At 39.4% G+C, this 21992-nt stretch carries 18 protein-coding genes; 5 read left to right on the plus strand and 13 right to left on the minus strand.

The features are described 5' to 3' along the window. Positions 1-5 precede the first annotated feature (5 nt). From hisIE to hisG, 8 genes are read right to left on the minus strand one after another with little or no spacing between them, the layout of a single operon-like run. Positions 6-617: a bifunctional phosphoribosyl-AMP cyclohydrolase/phosphoribosyl-ATP diphosphatase HisIE gene (gene hisIE / locus L1068_RS07145; protein ID WP_237129669.1), complete on the minus strand. Its 612-nt coding sequence runs from the start codon at positions 615-617 to the stop codon at positions 6-8. Further along, on the minus strand, positions 614-1387 hold the full coding sequence (hisF, locus tag L1068_RS07150; protein ID WP_237129670.1) for an imidazole glycerol phosphate synthase subunit HisF: 774 nt from the start codon (positions 1385-1387) through the stop codon (positions 614-616). Before hisF ends, hisIE begins: the two co-directional genes overlap by 4 nt. Further along, positions 1369-2103, minus strand: coding sequence for a 1-(5-phosphoribosyl)-5-[(5-phosphoribosylamino)methylideneamino]imidazole-4-carboxamide isomerase (hisA, locus tag L1068_RS07155; RefSeq protein ID WP_237129671.1), 735 nt, complete (start codon positions 2101-2103; stop codon positions 1369-1371). The genes hisF and hisA overlap by 19 nt, the downstream gene beginning before the upstream one ends. An 8-nt stretch (positions 2104-2111) precedes the next feature. Then, positions 2112-2696: an imidazole glycerol phosphate synthase subunit HisH gene (gene hisH, locus L1068_RS07160; RefSeq protein ID WP_237129672.1), complete on the minus strand. Its 585-nt coding sequence runs from the start codon at positions 2694-2696 to the stop codon at positions 2112-2114. Further along, positions 2693-3754, minus strand: coding sequence for a bifunctional histidinol-phosphatase/imidazoleglycerol-phosphate dehydratase HisB (gene hisB / locus L1068_RS07165; RefSeq protein ID WP_237129673.1), 1062 nt, complete (start codon positions 3752-3754; stop codon positions 2693-2695). Before hisB ends, hisH begins: the two co-directional genes overlap by 4 nt. Before the next feature lie 5 nt (positions 3755-3759). After that, positions 3760-4812 (minus strand): histidinol-phosphate transaminase, encoded by a 1053-nt coding sequence (hisC, locus tag L1068_RS07170; protein WP_237129674.1) that lies wholly within the window; start codon positions 4810-4812, stop codon positions 3760-3762. Next, positions 4809-6104 (minus strand): histidinol dehydrogenase, encoded by a 1296-nt coding sequence (gene hisD / locus L1068_RS07175; RefSeq protein ID WP_237129675.1) that lies wholly within the window; start codon positions 6102-6104, stop codon positions 4809-4811. The genes hisC and hisD overlap by 4 nt, the downstream gene beginning before the upstream one ends. 3 nt (positions 6105-6107) lie before the next feature. Further along, positions 6108-7007 carry an ATP phosphoribosyltransferase gene (gene hisG, locus L1068_RS07180; protein ID WP_237129676.1) on the minus strand — a complete coding sequence of 300 codons (900 nt, stop codon included), beginning with the start codon at positions 7005-7007 and terminating at the stop codon, positions 6108-6110. Positions 7008-8073: 1066 nt separating this feature from the next. On the opposite strand from hisG, the gene ppk1 reads away from it, so the two are divergent. The 4 genes from ppk1 to L1068_RS07200 all read left to right on the plus strand — a co-directional run bounded on the left by ppk1 (position 8074) and on the right by L1068_RS07200 (position 12541). Next, a complete protein-coding gene (gene ppk1, locus L1068_RS07185; RefSeq protein WP_237129677.1) occupies positions 8074-10143 on the plus strand; it encodes a polyphosphate kinase 1 in 2070 nt (689 codons plus the stop codon). Beyond that, on the plus strand, positions 10143-11642 hold the full coding sequence (locus tag L1068_RS07190; protein ID WP_237129678.1) for a Ppx/GppA phosphatase family protein: 1500 nt from the start codon (positions 10143-10145) through the stop codon (positions 11640-11642). Before ppk1 ends, L1068_RS07190 begins: the two co-directional genes overlap by 1 nt. Before the next feature lie 54 nt (positions 11643-11696). After that, positions 11697-11915 carry a hypothetical protein gene (locus L1068_RS07195; RefSeq protein ID WP_237129679.1) on the plus strand — a complete coding sequence of 73 codons (219 nt, stop codon included), beginning with the start codon at positions 11697-11699 and terminating at the stop codon, positions 11913-11915. A 236-nt stretch (positions 11916-12151) separates the two neighbouring features. Beyond that, on the plus strand, positions 12152-12541 hold the full coding sequence (locus tag L1068_RS07200) for a zf-TFIIB domain-containing protein (protein ID WP_237129680.1): 390 nt from the start codon (positions 12152-12154) through the stop codon (positions 12539-12541). A 291-nt stretch (positions 12542-12832) separates the two neighbouring features. On the opposite strand, the gene L1068_RS07205 is transcribed toward L1068_RS07200, so the two are convergent. Next, positions 12833-14515: a hypothetical protein gene (locus L1068_RS07205; protein ID WP_237129681.1), complete on the minus strand. Its 1683-nt coding sequence runs from the start codon at positions 14513-14515 to the stop codon at positions 12833-12835. Between the two features lie 130 nt (positions 14516-14645). Further along, entirely contained in the window at positions 14646-16118 is a 1473-nt protein-coding gene (gene dgt, locus L1068_RS07210) for a dGTPase (protein WP_237129682.1), read from the minus strand. Between the two features lie 605 nt (positions 16119-16723). Here dgt and L1068_RS07215 point away from each other — a divergent pair. Beyond that, the gene (locus tag L1068_RS07215; RefSeq protein WP_010559147.1) at positions 16724-16996 is read left to right on the plus strand and encodes an HU family DNA-binding protein; all 273 of its coding nucleotides are present in this window, start codon (positions 16724-16726) and stop codon (positions 16994-16996) included. A gap of 222 nt (positions 16997-17218) precedes the next feature. Here L1068_RS07215 and ilvN read toward each other — a convergent pair whose 3' ends face one another. The 3 genes from ilvN to L1068_RS07230 all read right to left on the minus strand — a co-directional run bounded on the left by ilvN (position 17219) and on the right by L1068_RS07230 (position 21923). Continuing rightward, positions 17219-17719, minus strand: coding sequence for an acetolactate synthase small subunit (gene ilvN / locus L1068_RS07220; protein ID WP_010559148.1), 501 nt, complete (start codon positions 17717-17719; stop codon positions 17219-17221). Continuing rightward, a complete protein-coding gene (locus L1068_RS07225) occupies positions 17719-19443 on the minus strand; it encodes an acetolactate synthase 3 large subunit (protein WP_237129683.1) in 1725 nt (574 codons plus the stop codon). The genes ilvN and L1068_RS07225 overlap by 1 nt, the downstream gene beginning before the upstream one ends. A gap of 425 nt (positions 19444-19868) precedes the next feature. Beyond that, positions 19869-21923, minus strand: a complete 2055-nt coding sequence (locus tag L1068_RS07230) for a S9 family peptidase (RefSeq protein WP_237129684.1) — start codon at positions 21921-21923, stop codon at positions 19869-19871. Positions 21924-21992 lie beyond the last annotated feature (69 nt).

Raw genomic sequence — 21992 nt, forward strand, 5'->3', positions numbered from 1 at the left:
ATAACTTATTTATGTCTATTTTTTAGTACATTAATAACTTGGCTAATATCTAGGTTTTGTCGTTGTAACAGAACTAATAAGTGATACAGTAAATCAGCTGATTCATTGAGTAACTCTTCGTTGTCATTTTTCATTGCTGCTAAGGCAACTTCAACACCTTCTTCGCCAACCTTTTGACAACTTCGACTCAACTCTTTGGCAAATAAACTTGCAGTATAACTCTCGCTTGGGTGGTCATTTTTTCGCTTTGCAATAACACTGTTAAGGGTACCTAAAAAACTTAAATCGGTGCTCGCATCACCAAAGCAACTCTGTGTACCTAAGTGACACGTTGGACCTTGCGGTTTTGCGAGTATTAATAACGAATCTTGGTCACAATCAGTATGCATTGATACCAATTCCAGATAGTTTTCAGAGCTTTCGCCTTTTGTCCATAAACGTTGTTTTGAACGGCTATAAAAGGTTACTTTACCAATTTCTAAAGTCGTTTGAACTGCAGCTAGATTACAAAAGCCCTGCATTAAAATTTGCCCTGATTGCACATCCTGCACAATCGCGGGCATAAGCTCACTTTTATCAAAATCAAGAGCAGAAATATTGCTTAAATCTAATTTCATAATCGCACCGGAATTGTCTGTTGATTCAGGGTTTGTTTTAGCTCGGTTATATCAATTAAGCCTTTGTGAAAAACCGATGCGGCAAGTGCGCCATCTACATTACTTTGTAAAAACACGTCGGCAAAGTCTTGAATTTTACCCGCGCCGCCAGAGGCAATTAAAGGAACGTCACAAATCGCGCGTATTTCACTTAATTGTCGGTTGTCATAACCCTTTCTTACGCCGTCTTGGTTCATGCAATTGAGTACAATTTCGCCGGCACCTAAGTCTTGAACTTGCTTAACCCATTCATGGGTTTTATAACGTGTTTGGCTTGATGCATTAGGGTCGCCCGTTAGCTGATATACGAGGTATTCGCCTTTGGTTTTGTCGTAAAAACTGTCGATACCAACCACAACACACTGTTTACCAAATTCATCATGTAACTCTTTAATAAGCTCAGGCCTTGCTATTGCAGGACTATTAATGCTGATCTTATCCGCGCCCATTTCGAGTACTTTTGCAGCGTCGGCGACCGATTTAATGCCGCCCGCAACGCAAAATGGGATATTGATATAACGGGCAATTTGCTCCACCCAAGTAACATCAAGTAAACGCTTTTCGACACTCGCTGTAATTTCATAGAACACTAGCTCATCGGCACCTGCTTGCGAGTACGTCTCGGCAAGTTGCAAAATATCGCCCACGATTTCGTGCTCTTTGAACTTAACGCCTTTTACAACTTGATTATTTTTAACGTCTAAACAAGGAATTATGCGTTTTGATAACACGTTACAGCCTCCTTAGCACTAAACGCATTATCGAGTAATGATTTACCTAAAATTACACCACCGACACCAAGCGCTTTTAACTGCTTAATATCCTCAAGGGAACTAACACCGCCTGATGCTTGCACGCGAATATCATCAAACTTTGAAAGAATGTCTTGGTATAGCTTAAATGAAGGGCCGGTCATTGTGCCGTCTTTACTAATGTCAGTGCACAAAAAGTCTTTTACGCCCAGTTCTTTATAGAATTCTATAAATTCAAATAGATCGTAAGGTGATTTTTCGAGCCAACCGTGGGTAGCAGGGCGCCAAGTCTCGCCGTCTTTGTTAACATCAAGTGCGATTACAAATTTAGCGGCGCCGAATGTGTTTATCCAATTCTTTACTTGGCTCTTGTCCGTCACTGCTTTCGAGCCAATTACCACTTGATGTACGCCTGCGTTCAGCCAAGTGGATATGTCTGACTCGCTTCGAATGCCGCCGCCGATTTGAAAGGGTAGTTTGAGCTCGTTTGATGCTTCTTGAATGAACTGCCATTGCTTTTTGTCCGGATCACGTGCGCCTTCAAGATCAACAATGTGAATTCGTTCAGCGCCTGAATTTGCGTACTCTGTTAACCGTTGTTTAAAGTCAAAATCATAAAATTGTGCCGTGTCGTACTTGCCTTGGTATAGTCTAACAATTCGATTTTGTAAAATATCTAATGCGGGAATAATCATTATTGTTCCTATAACGCTAAAAAGTTTTTCAGCAAACGTTCACCAACGCGAGCTGATTTTTCAGGGTGAAATTGCATGCCAATAAAATTATCTTTGGCAATAATAGCCGAAAATTCAGTACTATAATTGCTTGATGCCAATGTGTATTGATTAGGCACATGAGCAAAACTATGCACGTAATACACTTGGTCGTTGCCATTGATGCCCTCTAAAATAGGGTGTTCTGACTTTAAATCTAAATTATTCCAGCCCATATGTGGTAATGTTAGGCACTCGCTTTTAAGCGCATTTAGTTTTCCAGGAATGAGGCCAAGGGTCTTCACTCCACCTTCTTCAGTTTCATCGCACATTAACTGCATACCCAAACAAATGCCTAGTAAAGGCTTTTTGTAATTGCGTATAGCATTTTGCCAGTTGTTATGAATAAGGCGTTTCATTGCTACAGAAGCATGACCTACACCAGGCAGCACAGCACGAGGAAAATCGTTAAGTTTTTCTGGCTCTGTGATAATTTCAACCTGAGCGCCTAAACGCTCAAATGCAAATCGAACTGAATTAATGTTTGCACAACCGGTGTTAATTATGGCTATCATAAACATCCTTTAGAACTGGCAGTGGTTTGGGTAACATCTTTTGCAATTGCCATGCGAAGTGCACGTGAAAACGCTTTAAATAGCCCTTCAACTTGATGATGGCAATTACCGTCTGACACACTTAAAATTAGGCTGATTGCTGCATTATCAGTAAGGCTTTTGAAGAAGTGCTCAACCATTTGTACATCCATGTCGCCCACTTTTTCGCGTGAGAAATTAGCATTTAGTACGAACGAAGCACGACCCGATAAATCAATTTGTGCGTCTGCTTTACACTCATCCATTGGCAACGAAAAACCATAGCGGCCAATTTGTGTTTTGGTACTCAGTGCTTGTTTAAGTGCTTGACCAAGTGCAATACCAACGTCTTCAACAAGGTGATGTTCATCAATGTGTAAATCACCCGATGCCTTAATATCAAGGCCGATATTACTGTGCGTACGAATTTGGTCGAGCATGTGGTCAAAAAAGCCAAGTCCTGTTTGTACTTCCCCTTGTTTGCCCGAATCAAGGTTTACGCTAACTGAGATTTGGGTTTCGCTGGTGTTGCGACTAACCTCGCCGGTACGATTACGCGTCGTGAGTTTAGTTACGATCTCAGGCCAGTTGCCTGTATAAAAAATACCTTCACAGCAAAGGTTTTCAGCAAGTTGAATATCGGTTTGGCGGTCGCCAATCACATAGGAATTGGCTAAATCGACATTGCCAGATTGCATCAGATTTTTAAGTAACCCTGTTTTTGGCTTTCTGCAGACGCAATTTTCATCGTCAAAGTGTGGGCAAATTAATACCTCGTCAAAAGTGATGTTGGAAGCGCTAAAAACCTGCATCATTTTATTGTGCGGTGCGTCAAAGTCGGCCTGTGGGAAACTATCTGTGCCTAAGCCATCTTGGTTAGATACCATAACCAGTTTATAACCTGCAGCTTGCAGTTGTAACAGCGCAGGTATAACGCCTGGCTCAAAAACTAACTTTTCGAGTGTATCAAGTTGTTTATCGATAGCTGGCTCTTCTACTAAAGTACCGTCTCTATCTATAAATAAGTAAGGAACTGCCATAATTATTATCCGTTTATTTCTAGTAGCCAGTTGAATACAACGTTAAGCTCTTGTTCTGATCCAATACTAATGCGTAGCCAATTATCTTCGCCATAAAGTGTAAAAGGGCGCATAATTAAGCCACTTTGCATAGCTGCCGAAATGTGCTTTTTATCGCTCAGCTGGATAGTGACAAAGTTTGCAAAACTCGGTAGTACCTTACGCACGTGTTTACACACGGATAACTGATTAATAAGTGTTGCACGATTGTTGTTTATAATTGACACTTGGCGTTTTACGCTACTAATGTTGCAGCTTGTAAGCGCTTGTTCGGCTATTGCGGCAACCACACTTGAGACAGGGTAAGGCGCTAGTACTTTGCGCATGGTATTAATTAGCTTTGGATTGCTTAACACAAATCCGGTGCGTAAACCAGCTAATGCAAATGCCTTTGATAAGGTTCTTAAAACCACCAAGTTTTGATACTTTTCGATTAACCCTGCAGCTGTAAATTCTTCACAAAATTCAATATAAGCTTCGTCAACGACGACAATGGCTTTATCTTCAAACGCTTTTACAATCTCTTCGATTCGAGACAGTGGAAGCACGTTACCTGTTGGGTTATTTGGATTACAGACAAATACCAACTTGGCGTTACCAACACTATCTAAAAGCTGTGACTGTGGAGCGTTTATTAAAAGCGATTGGCTTAAATCTACTAACGTAACATTGGCACTTTCTGCGGTTACCTTATACATGCCGTAAGTCGGTAAAAATTGTGCGATGCTGTCTTTACCATTTTGACAAAAGGTGCGTACCAATAACTCAATACCTTCATCTGCGCCACGTGTCATCAAAATGTTTTCGCCTGCAAGATTGCTATAGCGCGCGTATGCGTTGATGACGTTTTCAGGTTGCGGGTCTGGGTAACGGTTTAAGTTATCTAAATTTAGTGCATACTCTTTTGCATACGGGCTTTCATTGGCGTTTAACCACGTTGAACCAGTCAGCTTTTCGCTTTTTGCAGAGCTATACGCTTTAAGTGAACGGATATATTCGGGGGCAAATTCACGGCTCATAATTTTGCCTCCTGTAACCTGATTGACACCGCGTTTGCGTGTGCATCTAACCCTTCAGCTTCTGCTAGTGGCAAGATACTGTTTGCAAGTAGCGCTAGGCCTGACTGTGAAATACTTTGCACTGTATAGGTTCGAAAGAAATCCATTAAGTTTAGCGCCGAATAAACTTGGCTATAGCCATACGTCGGTAACACATGATTTGTACCAGAGGCATAGTCGCCAGCTGATTCAGGCGTATAATCGCCTACAAACAACGAACCAACGTTATAGAATTTGTCTACAATATCGGCAGCATTACGTGTTTGTACAATTAAGTGCTCTGGCCCATATTGGTTTGACACCTTAATTGCACTCTCAATGCTATCAACCAAGATGAACGGCGAGTTTAACAATGCTTTTTGAGCAATATCCTTACGCGAAAGCGTACTTAGTTGTGCGTCAATTTCACGTTTGGTTTCGTTGATTAACGTTTCGCAGTTTGATACTAAAACCACTTGAGAATCTTCACCGTGTTCGGCCTGTGATAGTAAATCTGCGGCAACAAAAGCGGGGTTTGCGCCTTCATCGGCAATTACAAGCACTTCCGATGGGCCTGCCGGCATATCAATTGCAACACCAGTAGCTTGCTGAGCAACTAGCTGTTTTGCCATCGTCACATAGCTGTTACCTGGGCCAAATATTTTATTTACTTTGGGTACGGATCTTGTTCCGAAAGCCATTGCTGCAATAACACCTGCACCACCTGATTTAATAAGTGTGGTGACACCACACAATTTTGCGGCATACAAAATAGCAGGATTAATCGCCATATTGCCTTTAACCGGTGTTGCTAACACAATGGTTTTAGCGCCACTGAGTTTTGCAAGGGCTCCTTGCATTAATACCGACGAAGGCAGGGGAGCTGTACCACCAGGTACGTAAATTCCAACTGCTTGAATTGGTTGATAACGCAGCTCGCAGGACACGCCAGGTTGGGTTTCAATGGTTTTCGTAACGGGTAATTGTGCTTGGTGAAATTTAGTAATGTTATTAAACGCAATATCAATAGCGGTTTTTAACTCAGTACTTAATAGCGCTGGTGAATTATCAATTTCGCTTTGTGGCACAATAAGCTGTTCACTTTGGTTATTATCGAACTGCTGATTAAAATCAAGTAGCGCTTTATCGCCATTTTCTCTCACGGTATCGATAATAGTTTGAACACGTGCTTGCAGTGCGCTCTGATCTTGTTGAGCAGGGCGCGCCAGTAAAGCCACTTGTTGTGCAGCGGAAAGTTGCGACCAAACGTTCACTGTTTACTCCATCATCTTTTCGATTGGCATAACAAGAATCGAGCTTGCACCTTTTTCTTTTAATGCTTCCATGGTTTCCCAGAAAAGCGTTTCGCTAGAAACCATGTGCAATGCAACTAAATCGTCAGTGCCAGCAAGTGATAATACGGTTGGTTTGCCCGTACCTGGTAACAGTTCGCAAATTTCGTCTAATCCCGCTTTCGGCGCGTGAAGCATAATATATTTACTTTCTTTAGCTTGGCGCACCGCTTTTAGGCGAGGTAGCAAAGTATCAAGCAATGCTTGCTTTTGCTGGTTATCCATTGAAGGGTTTTGGATTAAACAAGCGTTAGACTCTAAGATGGTTTCGCCTTGCAAAAGACCATTTGCTTCGAGTGTCGCTCCCGTTGAAACCAAATCACAAATCGCATCGGCAAGGCCTGCACGCGGCGCGACTTCAACCGATCCTGAAAGTAGCACAGTAGAAGCGTTGATCCCCTGATTTTTAAGATATTGCTTTAAAATCTCAGGATAGGTAGTCGCAATCTTTTTGCCTTCAAACCAACTCAACGGCAACTGACCTAATTCTTGAGGCCAAGCAAGTGCTAGGCGGCAGTAACCAAAATCGAGTTTTGCAAGTTTAGTAACCTTGGCATTTAGGTTTTGTGCAGCACGTTCAGCTTGGCTTTCAACGAGAACATTTTCGCCAACGATACCTAAGTCACATACGCCGTCCATTACCAACCCAGGAATATCGTCATCACGTACACGTAGTACGTCAATTGGCATGTTTGTAGCGTGTGCAATTAAGCGTTGTTCACGTAAGTTAAGTTTTACACCCAGTTGTTTAAGTAGGTCTTGGCAGTCTTTTGATAAACGTCCTGATTTTTGAATCGCAATGCGTAGACGGTTGTTATCACTCATTTTCTCATTCCCAATATTTAATTCTAATAATGCGTTAAATTTAATTTGGGCTACAAAAAAGCCCGAGATTGTCCTCGGGCTCATTTTTGTTGATTACCAGAGGACATATTTTCGGAATAGCCCTCCAGCGAAATACCTGAAAGCTACTCCGTTGTATGATGGTGATGAATAGTGTTCAGTGTATTTAGCATGATATAAACCTTTTAAATAGTAAGCGCGTTTGGCTTTTGTGTTTATAGGAAAACATTAATTTTAATGCTTTGCAATAAAAAAAAGCATCTAAATTGTGAATACTATATTTCAAAAAACAACATAACAATAAAAACAATCGCTTAACCTTGCTCGATGATGTTTTAAAATTAGCTTGTATAGGCCTGTATATACAAGTTAAACTGTCATTTTCAGGGTGTTTTGATGATTAAATTGGTCAAGTGGGTGTTTTGTCTTGTTTGGTGGCTTGTGTTTAATCTGGCAACAAAAGTAGTCGAATAATTAGTATCAGATTTGATTAAGAAAGCAGCTTATCAAGGTGGAAAATTTTCAGCACTGCAATTTTAATGTACTCAATAGCTCATACATTAAAGTTGCAAGATGATTAAGGTTATATGAACATTTTAAATGTAACAGAAAATCCCTAATTAAAATAAAAGTATTAGGTCAAATTACGCTTATTTAATAAAATAGCGTTTAATTTATTACTAGGGCTTAGCGTAAAGCGCAATTTGGACTTAGTTTGTTTGATCTGGTAGTAAATAGCCGTTTAAACAACAGCGTTATATTGGTTAATTGAGGTTAGATGTGAGTAAAATTTTGTGTGAATGGAAGCGCAAAGAAATTGAGCAAAAGCTAGAAAAGCTAGCGGCGTTAGTTAATACCCCTCGCTTTGTCTGTAAAAAGTGCGCGCGCTGTGCAAATGACAAAAAGAGTTTATGTAAACCCATGCCATTATAAATGGATTTTATTGGACTCATTTGGCGCGTTTTTTAAGTTACTGTTAACACGTAATAATTGTGCAATAAAAAATACATAAACTAATCTGTAAGTTAATTGCATAAATTAGTTTTACATGGAAATGGAATCTAATATCTCGGCAACGCCGTTATATTTTGAAAAAGAATTAAGTTGGTTGTCTTTCAACGAACGCGTGTTACAAGAAGCAAAAGATCAAACTAACCCGATTATTGAGCGAATTCGCTTTTTAGGCATATTTTCTAATAATCTTGATGAGTTTTTTAAAGTGCGTGTTGCCGATGTTAAACGCAGAATTTTACTCGATGAAGTTAAAAAGCTTCCTTCCACGCACATTCAGTTACTTGCCGAAATTCAACATAAAGTACTCAAGCTCAACGAGAAGTTTGACGATATTTACCAACAAATTTTAGTTGATTTAGCGCGTTATAATATTTACATCTCAAAGCCAGAACAGCTAGATGAAGCAGCGCGTGCATGGTTAAGCGAGTATTTTATAAATAATGTGCTCGATCACATGACGCCGATTAAAGTGAGTGACGCCCCGGAGAAGAAAATTCACCTAAATGATTCGTGTGTTTATATATTGGTTTCGCTTAACGGTGAACGAGAGCAATATGCAGCACTTGAAGTGCCACAAACTATTAATCGCTTTGTCATTTTACCTAGCAAACGTAACAAAAAAGATAAGCACATTGTTGTAATAGATGACCTAATAAAGTACTTTTTGCGCGATATTTTTACCGGGCTTTATAAGTTTGATGAAATCTCAGGTCACGCGTTCAAGCTAACACGCGATGCCGAGTATAACCTTGATGATGAAGTAGACGAAGGTTTACTGGATAAAATGTCTAAAGGGTTAAAACAGCGCTTAAACTCTGAGCCTACGCGCTTGGTCTATGACGATGATATGCCCGAAGCAATGCTACGAATTTTGTGTAAAAAATTGGGGGTTAAACAGTATGACTCGACTATTGGTTCGGCACGATATCGTAATTTTAAGGACTTTATCGGTTTTCCTAATGTTGGGCGTAAATACCTTGAAAACCGTCCATTACCGGCATTAAAAAATAAAGAATTTAGCCAGCAAGATAATGTTTTTAAGGCGATTAGTCTTGGTGATATTTTACTTTATTATCCGTATCATACTTTTAATCACCTCACGGAATTTTTAAGGCAAGCAAGTTACGACCCAAAAGTGACGCAAATTAAGATTAACATTTACCGAGTTGCAAAGCACTCACGAGTGATCAGTGCGTTACTTAATGCTGCGAGGAATGGTAAAAAAGTCACTGTGATGGTGGAGCTAAAAGCGCGCTTCGACGAAGAAAATAATATTGAATGGTCCCGCTTGTTAAAAGAAGCCGGCGTAAAAGTAATATTTGGTATTCCAAGTTTAAAAGTACATTCAAAATTATGTTTGGTGTACCGTAAAGAAAAAGGTGTGATTGAAAAGTATGCACACATAGGTACCGGTAATTTTCATGAAAAAACCGCAAATATTTATACTGACTTTAGCTTGTTTACTAAACATCCTGACCTAACTCGCGAAGCAACCGATGTTTTCCGTTTTATTGAATACAGTTACAAGTCGTTTAACTTTGAACATTTAATGGTTTCACCGGTAAATGCGCGTGAAAAAATCTATCAATTGATTGATAGCGAAATTAGTCAAGCAAAGTTAAAGCAACCAGCTGCAATTACGCTTAAGGTCAATAACTTAGTTGATACAGGCTTGGTTGATAAGCTTTACGAGGCGTCGACCTTTGGGGTGCAAATTCGTATTATTGTTCGCGGCATGTGTAGTTTAATTCCCAATATTAAGGGGATTTCAGAAAATATTCGTATTATCAGTATCATCGACCGATTTTTAGAGCATCCTCGAGTTATGGTTTTTCATAATTCGGGTGACGAAAAGGTTTATATTTCGTCGGCAGATTGGATGACGCGAAACCTCGATCATCGAGTTGAAGTGGCGACACCAATTTACGATAATGCGTTAAAACAAATAATAATTGATATTCTTGAATTGCAATTGAAAGACCGTGCTAAAGCGCGGTTAATCGACTCAAGCCAACGCAACCATTACGTTCGTAGAGGCAATAAAATGAAGCTTCGCTCACAAATTGCAATTTATGATTACCTGAAAAAGCGAGAAAACTCTTAATGAAAAGCACTGCAACAATTGCTGCGTTAGATATTGGTTCAAATAGTTTCCAGTTGATTGTTGCAAGGCAAATAAGCGGCCGTTTAGAAATCTTACACAAAGAAAAACTAAAAGTTCATTTAGCCGAAGGGTTAGACACAACCGGCAATTTAAGCGATGACGCGATAGTCAGAGCGGAAACAGCACTAAAAGAGTTTGCAACAACGCTGCAAGGGTTTAACGCAAATCACGTAAAAATCGTAGCCACATACACGGTACGAAAAGCAAAAAATAAATATCACTTTATCCAACGTGCGAAAAAAATCATTCCATTTAATATTGATGTAATTTCTGGATTGGAAGAAGCACGGTTAATTTACCAAGGCGTTGCTAATTATCGTTTTGATAACGATACTAGACTGGTGATAGATATTGGCGGTGGCAGTACCGAGTTTATTGTTGGCAAAGGGGAAAATACGCATCAGCTTGCTAGCCGAAGTATGGGGTGTGTCACATTCCAACAAATGTTTTTTGCAGATAATACCATTTCACATGATAGTTTTAATCGTGCCATTGTTGCTGCAAGCCAAGAAATAGAGCCTATTCTTAATGCCTATCAAAATACCAATTGGCAGTGTGCTATTGGTACATCAGGTAGCTTTAAAGCAATTTTGAGTATTGTGCAGCACACTCTCATTAATGACTCAGAGCATAATCAAATCACTTGGTTTGACTTAAACGTAATCAAACACAAATTGATTTCGTTTGGTGATACTGAACATATCGAGTTGCCAGGATTGAGTGATGAGCGTAAGGGGATCATTAGTTCGGCTGTCGCGATTGCGATTGCGTGCTTCGAGTTACTCAATATAAAGTCGTTATCGTATTGTGATTTTTCGCTACGCGAGGGCGTGCTACATGAGTTAATTGATAGCCGCGATAATCATAACTTAAAGCAGCAAAGTATAGACAATTTCGCACAGCGTTTTGATTGTGATAAAAATCAATCAACTCGTGTTAAAACCATGCTTACTTGGTTGTTTGAACATGCAAACAAAGGCTGGAATGTAAGCACACAACTTCAGCAAATTGTTTTTTTTGCGGCAGATGTATATGAAGTAGGGTTAAGCATAAGTTCTTCAAATATTCGTAAGCATTCTGCTTACATAATCGCGAATAGTTTACTGCCTGGTTTTAGCCAAGAAGAACAGCATTTGTTAACCTTATTAGTACGGAATCATCGAAAGAAATTAAAATTTGAGTCTGAACAACTTGAATCAAACACAGATTTTAAAGAATTTATGCAGGCGATTTCTATCTTTAGATTAGCACTGTTGTTTACACAAAAGCGTCAATGTGACTTTGTTAAAATTGACGACATCAGGTTTTTAGAGAACTCGATAGATGTAATATTTGAGCAAAATTGGTGGCAAGAACAACCTCTATTACAAGCCGATTTTGAAAAAGAAGCTTTGTTACTGGAACCTCATGGCATCAACTTAAATTGCTTAAACCGTTAATATTAAAGCAAACTGTAACCTAGCCGATATATAGGTAAGTTCTAGGAGTAATGTATGGATATTTTAATCCCATTTTTGCCGCGTATTAACACTGTACACCCAGTGGATAAATCTACCTTATATGTCGTTGGTGTGAGCGATAATAAGACCACAAAAGTGCGCCTTAAAAAGAATGAAGCGACTCTGTCCGAACTTAAAAAACAAAAAGAAGATACGACAAAAGAAAACCATACAAATGAAGATGATGAGGAGCATATTGACACTTGGGCTTGATGCTCAGTTTATAGTTAATTTTCTTATACGGCTTTGAGTTCTTAAAGTACGCTCAAAAATTGCTGAGAACCCATAAATTTATCTGTAGGGCTTTGCTTTATAAAAGCGGACTTATCACAACACATATGTACACCCCATATGGCCTATCAACACTGAAATACACCCTTTAACACATAAACTAACCGGCTTTATTGAGGTTCTAATACGCTTCTAAACCAAAAGAGTAGGAGTAAAAAATGCGTTGTGTGTGTAAAGAATGTGATTTTCAGGTGTGGAAAGGCTATGGGGAAATAGGCTTTGGTTGTAAATGCGGTTATTCATGGTTACCTGAAAAGTACTATGCTGCACTTGATGGTAAGGGAAGATTTAACTTTAGCGCTTTTTCAACGCATTTAAACACAACTAAAGGTACAGCAAGTAAACACGCTTGCCCGCAATGTTCAAATACACTTGTCGATAAAAACTTGGATGAATTAACACTTACACATTGTGAGATTTGCAAAGGTGTTTTATTTAACCGTAAGCAATCTCAAACCTTTTTTGAATATTATAAGTTACCTAACTATGACAGCCGAGCGTTACACATGCTAAGTGATTTGCCATTTATCGCGCTTTTGTTTAGCTGAGCTTAAAGAACACATCATACTAATTAAGGGTAAACGTTCTAAACGATGCTAATGCGTTAAACATTTACATTTTACAGAGCAAAGGTATGCGCGTTGTTATTACTTGCTAAAGGAGAGGTAGATCTCAAAAAAAGGCCCAATCTTTGAGTAATTCGGAATCTTTATAAGCTGGGCCTTTAGGGTTTAATTATTTACCTTTGGTCGGGGTGGTAAACAGTCGAGCGATAATATATCAGTAAGCTTGGGCCAAAGTTTGTCATAAGCTTGTCAATTTGTGAAAAAGTGTAGCATCTAACTTGCTTTCAATATTTGCGCTTTGTCGACGCAATTAAGCCAAACCAAACCAAAACCGATTATATAGTTCTCAAGCTTATATTGCCTTATCTGTGAAATTAGCACAGCCTTGTCTTTATCATCAAGTCCAAGTAAATCAACGGTTGCTAATAATACGCTTTGACTAACTTCCGAATAATCATATTGATACATAGGTTTAGATTGCTTACCAAAATGCCCGTTCAAACCTAGACGGCTGACTAAGCCTGGGTATTTTTGTCCAAGTGTTAAACCGCGGTTTAAAGGTTTATTGGTTTTGTCCCATGGTAGTGCAGCAAGTTTCGGCGATAAATCAGATATCAGTTTGCGATGAAAAGCACTGTGTAATTTGTACTTGGCAGGTAGATTCAACATCGTACACACGACCTCATCATTTAAAAATGGGTGCGTGCGATTATAGTAACTGTCGAGTAATTGCTGCCCAGCGACAACCATTCGTTGGCAACGGGCTTTCAAGTAAAACTGATCTGCTTGCTTCGCCGCATCGACATACTCGCAGATGTGCTCTTTGATAAAATTATTAACCGTTTTTTCAATACTGACACTGTCTTTTAAAAGCAGTTGAGCAATTGGCCACGTTTGTTTTGTTAATTCTTCACTGATGTAACGCGTGATGCGGGGCACTGTATATTTGTTAAGTGAGTTCTGACCGAAGAAACGAAAACCTGGCATGCCTCGGTCGTAATAAAACGCACGATACGTTTCTGCGCCCGTACCGGTTATAATTGTTCGACCTTGGGTTTGATCTAATAGTTGCTTGTCGATTAATGCATGCGCATGGTGAAACGGGACTTCGCCAATGCTTGCTTGCGTAATTCTTTTTATCGTTTGTCTATCAAAATGGGTTGTTGAATTTTTTGAATGGAACAGTTTCAAATTACATGCATTAGCAAGCTTAATCGCATACTGAACATCCGTACTATTAACTTCGCCATAACACAGTCCTTCGGGTTTCAAGTTCAAAACCTCACACGCAGATAATATAGCGCGTGAATCCAGACCGCCTGACAAAGATACTAATGGATTACTATCGTTTTTGAAGCAATTTCTTACTGCTTCAATAAACGCATCTTTTGCGTGGCTATATTTGGTGGTTTTGTTCAAACATTTAACATATTGCGCCTGTATTTTTTGTCTTTCAAGCGTGTGGTTGTTAAGGTTAACCTTAATCAGAGATTCACCTGTAAAATGTTGGGTGTGCTTAATTATACAATCGCTGTTAAAAACCTGCCCCAGTGCAAGCACGTTACGTAAGGCTGTCTTATTAAATTCAACGTTATCTTCTAAGCAATTGATTAGGGCAGTTCGCGAGCTTGCAATAATGGTATGTTGTTGATGCTGATATACCAGTAGCGGAAACGTACCAAATTCGTCACTGGCGGCGTAAACAATGCGGGTTTCTTTATTAATTAGGAGCCAAGAGCGACCGGTATAACACTTTTTTAGTCCATTCAGTAGATCAGCGGTTATTTGCCTGTCTTGATTTCGATAGGCAATATCACCCCAAATATAAATATCGAACAGATGTGTAGAGTGACAGGTTGAGGCAAGGCTAGTGTTAAAGTCGGTGATGTTTGCTTGAAACCACTCGCCAATTTCGTTTCCAATAGATTTTGCTACGTTAAGACTAAATTGCGCCATATCAGGTACTCATATAATCGTTTTCTTTATCTGAGCAATGAACGTGCCTTAGTTAATTCATTGATTTTTATTGAATACTAAGGCTGATTTATGAGGTTTTCGCATTTTGCAACGCAATTTAAGTTTAAATCTACTCAATTACCATCAGTTTTCGGTACGTATCATAGGCAAATTGATCAGTCATATTGCCGATAAAATCTTGTATTAAACGCGCACGATAATAAAACTCGTAGATTGGGTTGTTTTGTTTCAAAGCATCCATTGCATCTATGGATTTTTTATATACGGCCAGATATTTCGATGAAATTCGGTTAAGTAAGCGCGATTCAACCGAGAAATTAAATTCACCAGCGAGTAGTTTATTAAAGTCGTTCTGGGAATAGTCGAGCAAACACGCATATTCGTTAAGCAACGTAGTAATAATCTTGTGTCCTTGTAATTCAAGCTGCTGCACTTCGTGATGACAAAATACATATTTAAACGCTACTGACTTAAGCGCTTTCGTAATCGCATGTTGATAGCTATTATCTTCAATGAGAGAGGCATTAAAGCTACCATGGAAAATTTCTTCAATATTATCGCAAAATCGAATTGCACTGTGTTTTACTAACGGGTGGAGCAAGTTAACGCGCAGACGAATGAAGAAATTGTTTTCAATATTGTAATCGTGTTTTTGTGCGTAATCGTAAGCATGTTCGCATTTACGCTGCATAAATGAGTTAAGTTCATCTTCATTAATATTAAACTGTGATAGTACATTGCGGTACTCTCGGTCTAATACGTCTATTAAGAAAGGGATGGAGATTAATCCTTTTTCTACTGCATCCTCTATGTCGGCTAGACAATAAGCAATATCGTCAGCTGCTTCCATAATGTAACTGGCAGGATGGCGATGGCCTAACTTCATGCCAAGTTCATTACATAAGGTTTCTATAAATTCACTTTCACTGAAGTAATAGCCAACTTTTTTCATTAAATACTGTCTATTTGCTGGCACTTGCTGTTTGGGTAATGTGCCGCAGCGAGTATATTTTAAGATACTGGCTGTTTGACAATAGGTTAGGTTTAGCGCAAATAAGCTGTGAACATTTCGTATCGCTTGCGCATTACCTTCGTAATGACAAATTTCGTGTAGAATCGCTTGCGTAGGTGAAAGAGGGTGATCTTCACCCATATTTTTAGCAAAAGCGTCTTTCGAAAGCGGATGAGATTTTAAGTATTTGCTAAACCAAGCATTTATCGCGGCTTCACCAAAATGACCAAACGCTGGATTACCGATATCGTGCATCAAGCACGCCATTTCAACTAAACTTTCTAACTCACGTTCAAGAGGCTTCAACCCATATTGGGTTAGCTGGGCTTCGCTCAGTGTATTAAATATGGTATGTACAATAAACCGGCCATTTTGTTGCACTTCGAGAGAGTGGGTTAGACGCGAACGAACGGCAGCATTGCGTTCAAGGGGGAATACTTGTGTTTTTTGCTGTAATCGCCGCAGTCCTGCGCTATTTATAATGCGTCCACGATCGCTCTCAAGTGCGGTTTTTGTATTGTTCGTTTGATTGAACGGTCGTTTTGCATTTATTTTTTGTTTGAAATCCATAGCGATATCGTTTTTATGTTTTTTACAATTTAACACTCAGGCAAAACGGATTCTAGCGTGTTTTACTTGGTTCACTTAATGTTCAGTTTAATTTTGGCATGATGATTCTAACTTAAAGCCAAAACGATGATTTTAAGTTTATATCCCGAGTATTTATGAGTTTATGAAAAGCAAAAACCCGCTGGGCTAGCGGGTTTTTTATTGTATAACGATACATAAAGTGAACAAATTTACTTGAGTAACCTCAATTTTTAAAAAATGTAATTATTTTTTCAACCTTTTTTGATCTCGATGCGACTAAGTAATAAATACTCAATATCTGGGATGATAAAAATGGATTTAAGTTACTTTTTAGCAAACTATGCAGACCTTCTAAGCCTATTACTTTCGCCGGTTGTAAGCCTATGGCTTTGTTTTATCGCAACACAATTACTCGTAAAGTCTAAGCAGCAGGCCGTTTAAGCGACAAGATCATTAAATTACTAACTTAAAATCAATTTTTTTGGTGATTTTGCTTAAAAAATGACAAATACGTATTGCCAAGCCAGAAAAAATGCATAACTATAGGGTCTGCAAAGGCAAAATAATAAAGATAGGAATCTATAATGAACAAAGCACAATTAGTTGAAAAAATCGCTGCGGACGCAGAAATTTCTAAAGCAGCAGCAGCTCGCGCATTAGACGCATTCACTGGTGCAGTGTCTACATCATTAAAAGACGGTAACTCTGTAGCACTAGTTGGTTTCGGTACTTTCTCTGTTAAAGCACGTGCTGCGCGCACTGGCCGTAACCCACAAACTGGTGAAGAAATTCAAATTGCTGCAGCTAACATCCCTACTTTCAAAGCAGGTAAAGGTCTTAAAGACAGCGTTAACTAATTTGTAAAAGTTATCATCCCAATAACTTTAAAAAGGAGCATTCAGCTCCTTTTTTATTGTTTTTTATTCAACTCTGTGGCTTAAACCCATTTGGTACTTATTCTGTAAAACGGGTGTTGGATAAGATACATGCTAACAAGGCTGAACCTCCAACATCGTTATTTACATTGGCTAATCCAACCTCGTTAGCATTAGGTGTAGTTGTCTAAAAACGCTTTATGACTACTTTGGTCTTAACGCTTTGTCGCCGCGACTTAAACCAACCGCACCAGAGCGCACCACCTCAATTACTTCTGTTTCATTTTTTAAGGTATCGATAAAGGATGCGAGCTTATCAACTGCGCCAACTAACTGCAGTGTGTAGGTTGTTTTACCCATATCTAAAATAGATGCACCGAAAATATCAACCACGCGGGTTACGGCCGCACGTGTTTTCTCTTCATGAGCCATTACTTTAACTAATAATAACTCACGTTCAATATGGCTGGCATCGCTCAGGTCTATCACTTTATGTACATCAACTAATTTATTAACTTGTTTAGTGATTTGCTCAAGAATTCGGTCATTACCTGTGGTGGTAATTGTGATGCGTGATAATGAATCATCATCAGTTGGACCCACAGTTAAGCTGTCAATGTTGTAGGCGCGCTGCGAAAACAAACCGACAATACGTGATAGGGCGCCTGGTTCATTTTCTAAAAGAATGCTTAAAATATGACGCATTATGCTTTTACTCCTTTTTTCAGCCACATCTCATCAACTGACCCATGACGAATTTGCATTGGATACACGTGTTCATTTTCATCTACGTTGATGTCGATAAATACCAGTTTGTCTTTATGGGAAAATGCTTCTTTTAACTTTTCATTAAGCTCGCTCGGGTGGTCAATGCGTATACCAATATGACCATAGCTCTCTGCGAGTTTTACAAAATCAGGCAGGGATTCCATGTAAGAACACGAATGACGACCTGAATAAATCATGTCTTGCCATTGGCGTACCATGCCAAGTGAACGGTTATTTAAAGACACAATTTTTACGGGCAAGCCATATTGCATACAGGTTGATAATTCTTGAATATTCATTTGAATAGACCCATCACCAGTAACACACACTGATTCTTTTTCAGGAAAAGCGAGTTTTACACCCATGGCCGCAGGGAAACCAAAGCCCATAGTGCCTAGGCCACCAGAGTTAATCCACTGGCGTGGTTTTGCAAAAGGATAGTGTTGCGCGGCGAACATTTGGTGCTGGCCCACATCTGAACTAATATACGCGTCACCCTTGGTTACTTCGTAGAGCGCTTTAATTGCTGCTTGTGGTTTAATTTTCTTAGAGTCAGCTTCAAAACTTAAGCAACGCTGTTCGCGCCAATTATTAATTTGTCGCCACCAATCTTCTTGCGCAGCGCGGTCAATTTGAACGTCGCTTTTATTAATTGCACTTTGCAGTTGTGCAAATACAGTCGCAAGATCGCCAACAACCGGTATATGACAGTGAATGGTTTTAGAGATAGAGGTCGGGTCAACATCAACTTGAACAATCGTTGCGTTGGGGCAAAACTTTTTAACATTATTTGTCACGCGATCATCAAAGCGTGCACCCAAAGCAAGAATAACATCGGCATTTGCCATTGCTTTGTTTGCTTCTAAATTACCGTGCATGCCAAGCATACCTATAAAGTTAGGATGCGTGCCTGAAATACCACCTAATCCCATTAGGGTGTTAGTACAAGGTGCATTCAAGCTTTCAACTAGCTCTGTTAATTGCTCGGATGTGTCAGATAATACAACGCCGCCACCAGAATAAATAACAAGGCGTTTAGCATTTAAAATAGCTGATGCTGCTTTTTTGATTTGCTTTGGATGACCTTTGGTATTGGGGCTGTAAGAACGCATCGATATGTCATCTGGCATAATGTAATCAAATGCAAGTGCCGGATTCAATATATCTTTTGGCAGTTCCACAACAACGGGACCAGGTCGACCTGACGCAGCAAGATAAAACGCTTTTGCTAGGGTTTCTGGGATCTTTTCTGTATCACGACAGTTAAAGCTATGTTTTACGATTGGACGTGAACAACCGACTATATCGGTTTCTTGAAAGGCGTCATCACCAATTAAACTGGTTGGTACTTGGCCAGATAATACCACCATTGGAATTGAATCCATGTAAGCAGTTGCAATGCCAGTAACGCAATTAGTTGCACCAGGTCCCGATGTGGCGAGTACAACGCCGACTTCACCTGTTGCTCGCGCAAAACCATCGGCCATATGTGTGGCAGCTTGCTCGTGACGAACTAAAATATGATCAAGTTCGTTCTCGGCAAATAGGGCATCGTAAATATCTAATACGCTACCACCGGGATACCCAAAAATATATTTAACCTTAAGTGCTTTTAACGCTTTAACAACAAGCTCGGCACCCGACATTTTATTACTGTCCATCCTCATTCCTCTGTGCAGTAGATAAAAAAAACCCCCGCTAGTTGCGGGGGCTTATTAAATTCAGTATGACAAAATTAACTAATAGCTCCCCGCTGGCGACTTAATTAAGACCAGGACGAAGACTGTTAGTAGAAGAAATAATGTCATTTAAATTTGCTCTAAAAATTGATTAACGTATTTGTATTATTTTTGTTAACTGTTGTCAACGGTGAATTCTTCAATTGACATAAATAATTCATTATTATCGGTATTAAAATTAAAAATGTGATTTTTGTAGTTATCTTTCATTGCTGGTGAATTGAAAATGCAATCTTTTTAAAGTGTATACAATAACTTGTTATTGCTGAATGATTACGTTAATTTATTTCGGTGTTTTGCTCATAAAAAAAGGCCCAAATAGGGCCTTTATTCAAATAGGAAAATAATTATTTATTTTCTTCTTTTTTCGCTTTTAAATTTGCTGCGTGGTCAATCTTGTAGTCTGGCATTCCAGTTTTACCATTTAACAAGTAGTTATCCATCCAACGCATTAAACGTAGGCTGTAATCATATTTAGCAGCCATACGCTTGTTACCGTGGCCTTCGCCTGGGTAGTAAATTAAGCGCACGTCTTTACCTTGTACTTTCATATAACGGTAAAGTTCCATTGATTGTGCTGGGTGAACACGAGGATCGTCTTTACCGTGCATAATCAGTAACGGTGTTTTAGATTGAGCAGCCCAATAAATAGGTGAACGCTCTAAATACCATTGCCATTTGTCCCAAGGGTAAGAACGCGCGTGTACTAGGTGCATTTCGTTAGAAATGTCGGTAGTACCAAATTTTGATAATTGGTTAGTTACACCAACAAACATTACCGATGTTGCGAAATGTTCAGTGAGTTTTGTAGCAGCCCATGCTGATGCATAACCACCGTATGAACCACCGGTAATACCAACGCGTTTAGTATCAACTAAGCCTTTATCAACAAGGTGTTGCTTAAAACGAACAAGATCGTTGAACTCTTCGCCTGCATAGTCATTTTGACCAAGTTTAGAGTAGTCAACACCTTTACCTGTTGAACCGCGGTAGTTAGGGTAAAGTACTGCGTAACCACGTGCAGCAGCTACTTGACCAGGACGAGAGTAGTTTGTTACCCATCCATCTTTGTCGTGACTTTCAGGGCCACCGTGAACCGACATAATTAGCGGATAACGAGTTCCTTCTTGGTAATCTAACGGATAAACAAGTACGCCATCTAAACGTGTACCATCTTCTGCTTTGAACGAGATAGTTTTTTGTTTAGCTAGACGCTTGTCGTTTAACCACGCGTTTGAATTTGAAACGCGAATATCTTTTTTACCACGTAACATAAACGCTTCAGTTGGGTGTTTACGTGAGTGACCTGCAAACGCAACTGTTTTGTCCGAATCTGAAATTGATAAACGGCCAGCAATCAATTTACCGCGTTTAAGCTTGGTTTTGTATTTGCTTGAGCCCGGCTTAATTGTTGCGATAAAGCTCTCAGTATCAATTTGCGCTACGAAGTGCAGGGTATTTGATTTATTTGCCCATTCGAAATCGCTGATATGGCCTTCAAAATTAGGTAACCAGTTTTCAATTTTACCCGATTCAGCATCCGCGAAGTATAGCCGGCCTGTTGCTGGGTCGTGCTTGTCTTGTGCACCAAGAATTGCAACATACTTACCATTTGGTGAAAATTCTGCGGCACCTAATTTGCCTTCAGTTGCAAATGAAGTAACTACTTTTTTGCTTGAAAGATCAAAGATGTGCCACGTTGATTTCATGTACTTATCGTCGATAAGTGCCGAAGGTTGTGTTTTAACGAGTAGCTTTTTAGCATCACTTGACCAGTTTACATCGCTTACGTATTGGTCAATTCCTAACCCTTCAAGGGCGATTGGCTTTTCGTTAACAGCTAAATCAACAACCATTAACTCTGCAGTTGTTAAACCAAGCTCATAAGTTTCTGCTTTAAAGCCTAATTTTGCTAATTCTTTGTCTGTTTTTGGTTTAGCCGGCTTTGCAATAATCGCAACGTGTTGGTTATCTGGGCTTAGATCATAAGAAGAAATTGACGTGCCTTTTAAGGCAATTACTTTTTGCCACTGACCACCATTTACCGGAATGCGGTAAAGGGTTTTAAATTTGTCTTCTTTAAACTTTGCTAAGAAGTAAACAAACTTACCGTCAGCAGAATACTCGAGACTCGAGATATTTACTTTACCAGTAATGAAAGGGCGCTCATTACCTTTAGCGTCAGTAAGATAAAGTTCGCTATAGTTAAAACCATCTTTTTCTACATAAATTTCACGTGGCACAGAGCGGGTAAATGCAACTGCATCGCCATCGGGGCTAATTGCAGTTTGGCCAACTGATTGGATTTTTGTTAAATCTTCTAGTGTTAGTGTGTCATTAGCAAAGGCAGCGCTTGTAGATAAAGCTAGCGCCACAGCTAATGCTGATTTGATTAGTTTCATTGTGTCCTCGTTTACTGATTGTCAGCGAGTAGTAGTCTAAAATGACGAAAGTAAAAGGCAAGAAAATGC

Origin of the sequence: Pseudoalteromonas sp. MMG024, assembly GCF_021654175.1 — a bacterium.
GTDB lineage: Bacteria > Pseudomonadota > Gammaproteobacteria > Enterobacterales > Alteromonadaceae > Pseudoalteromonas.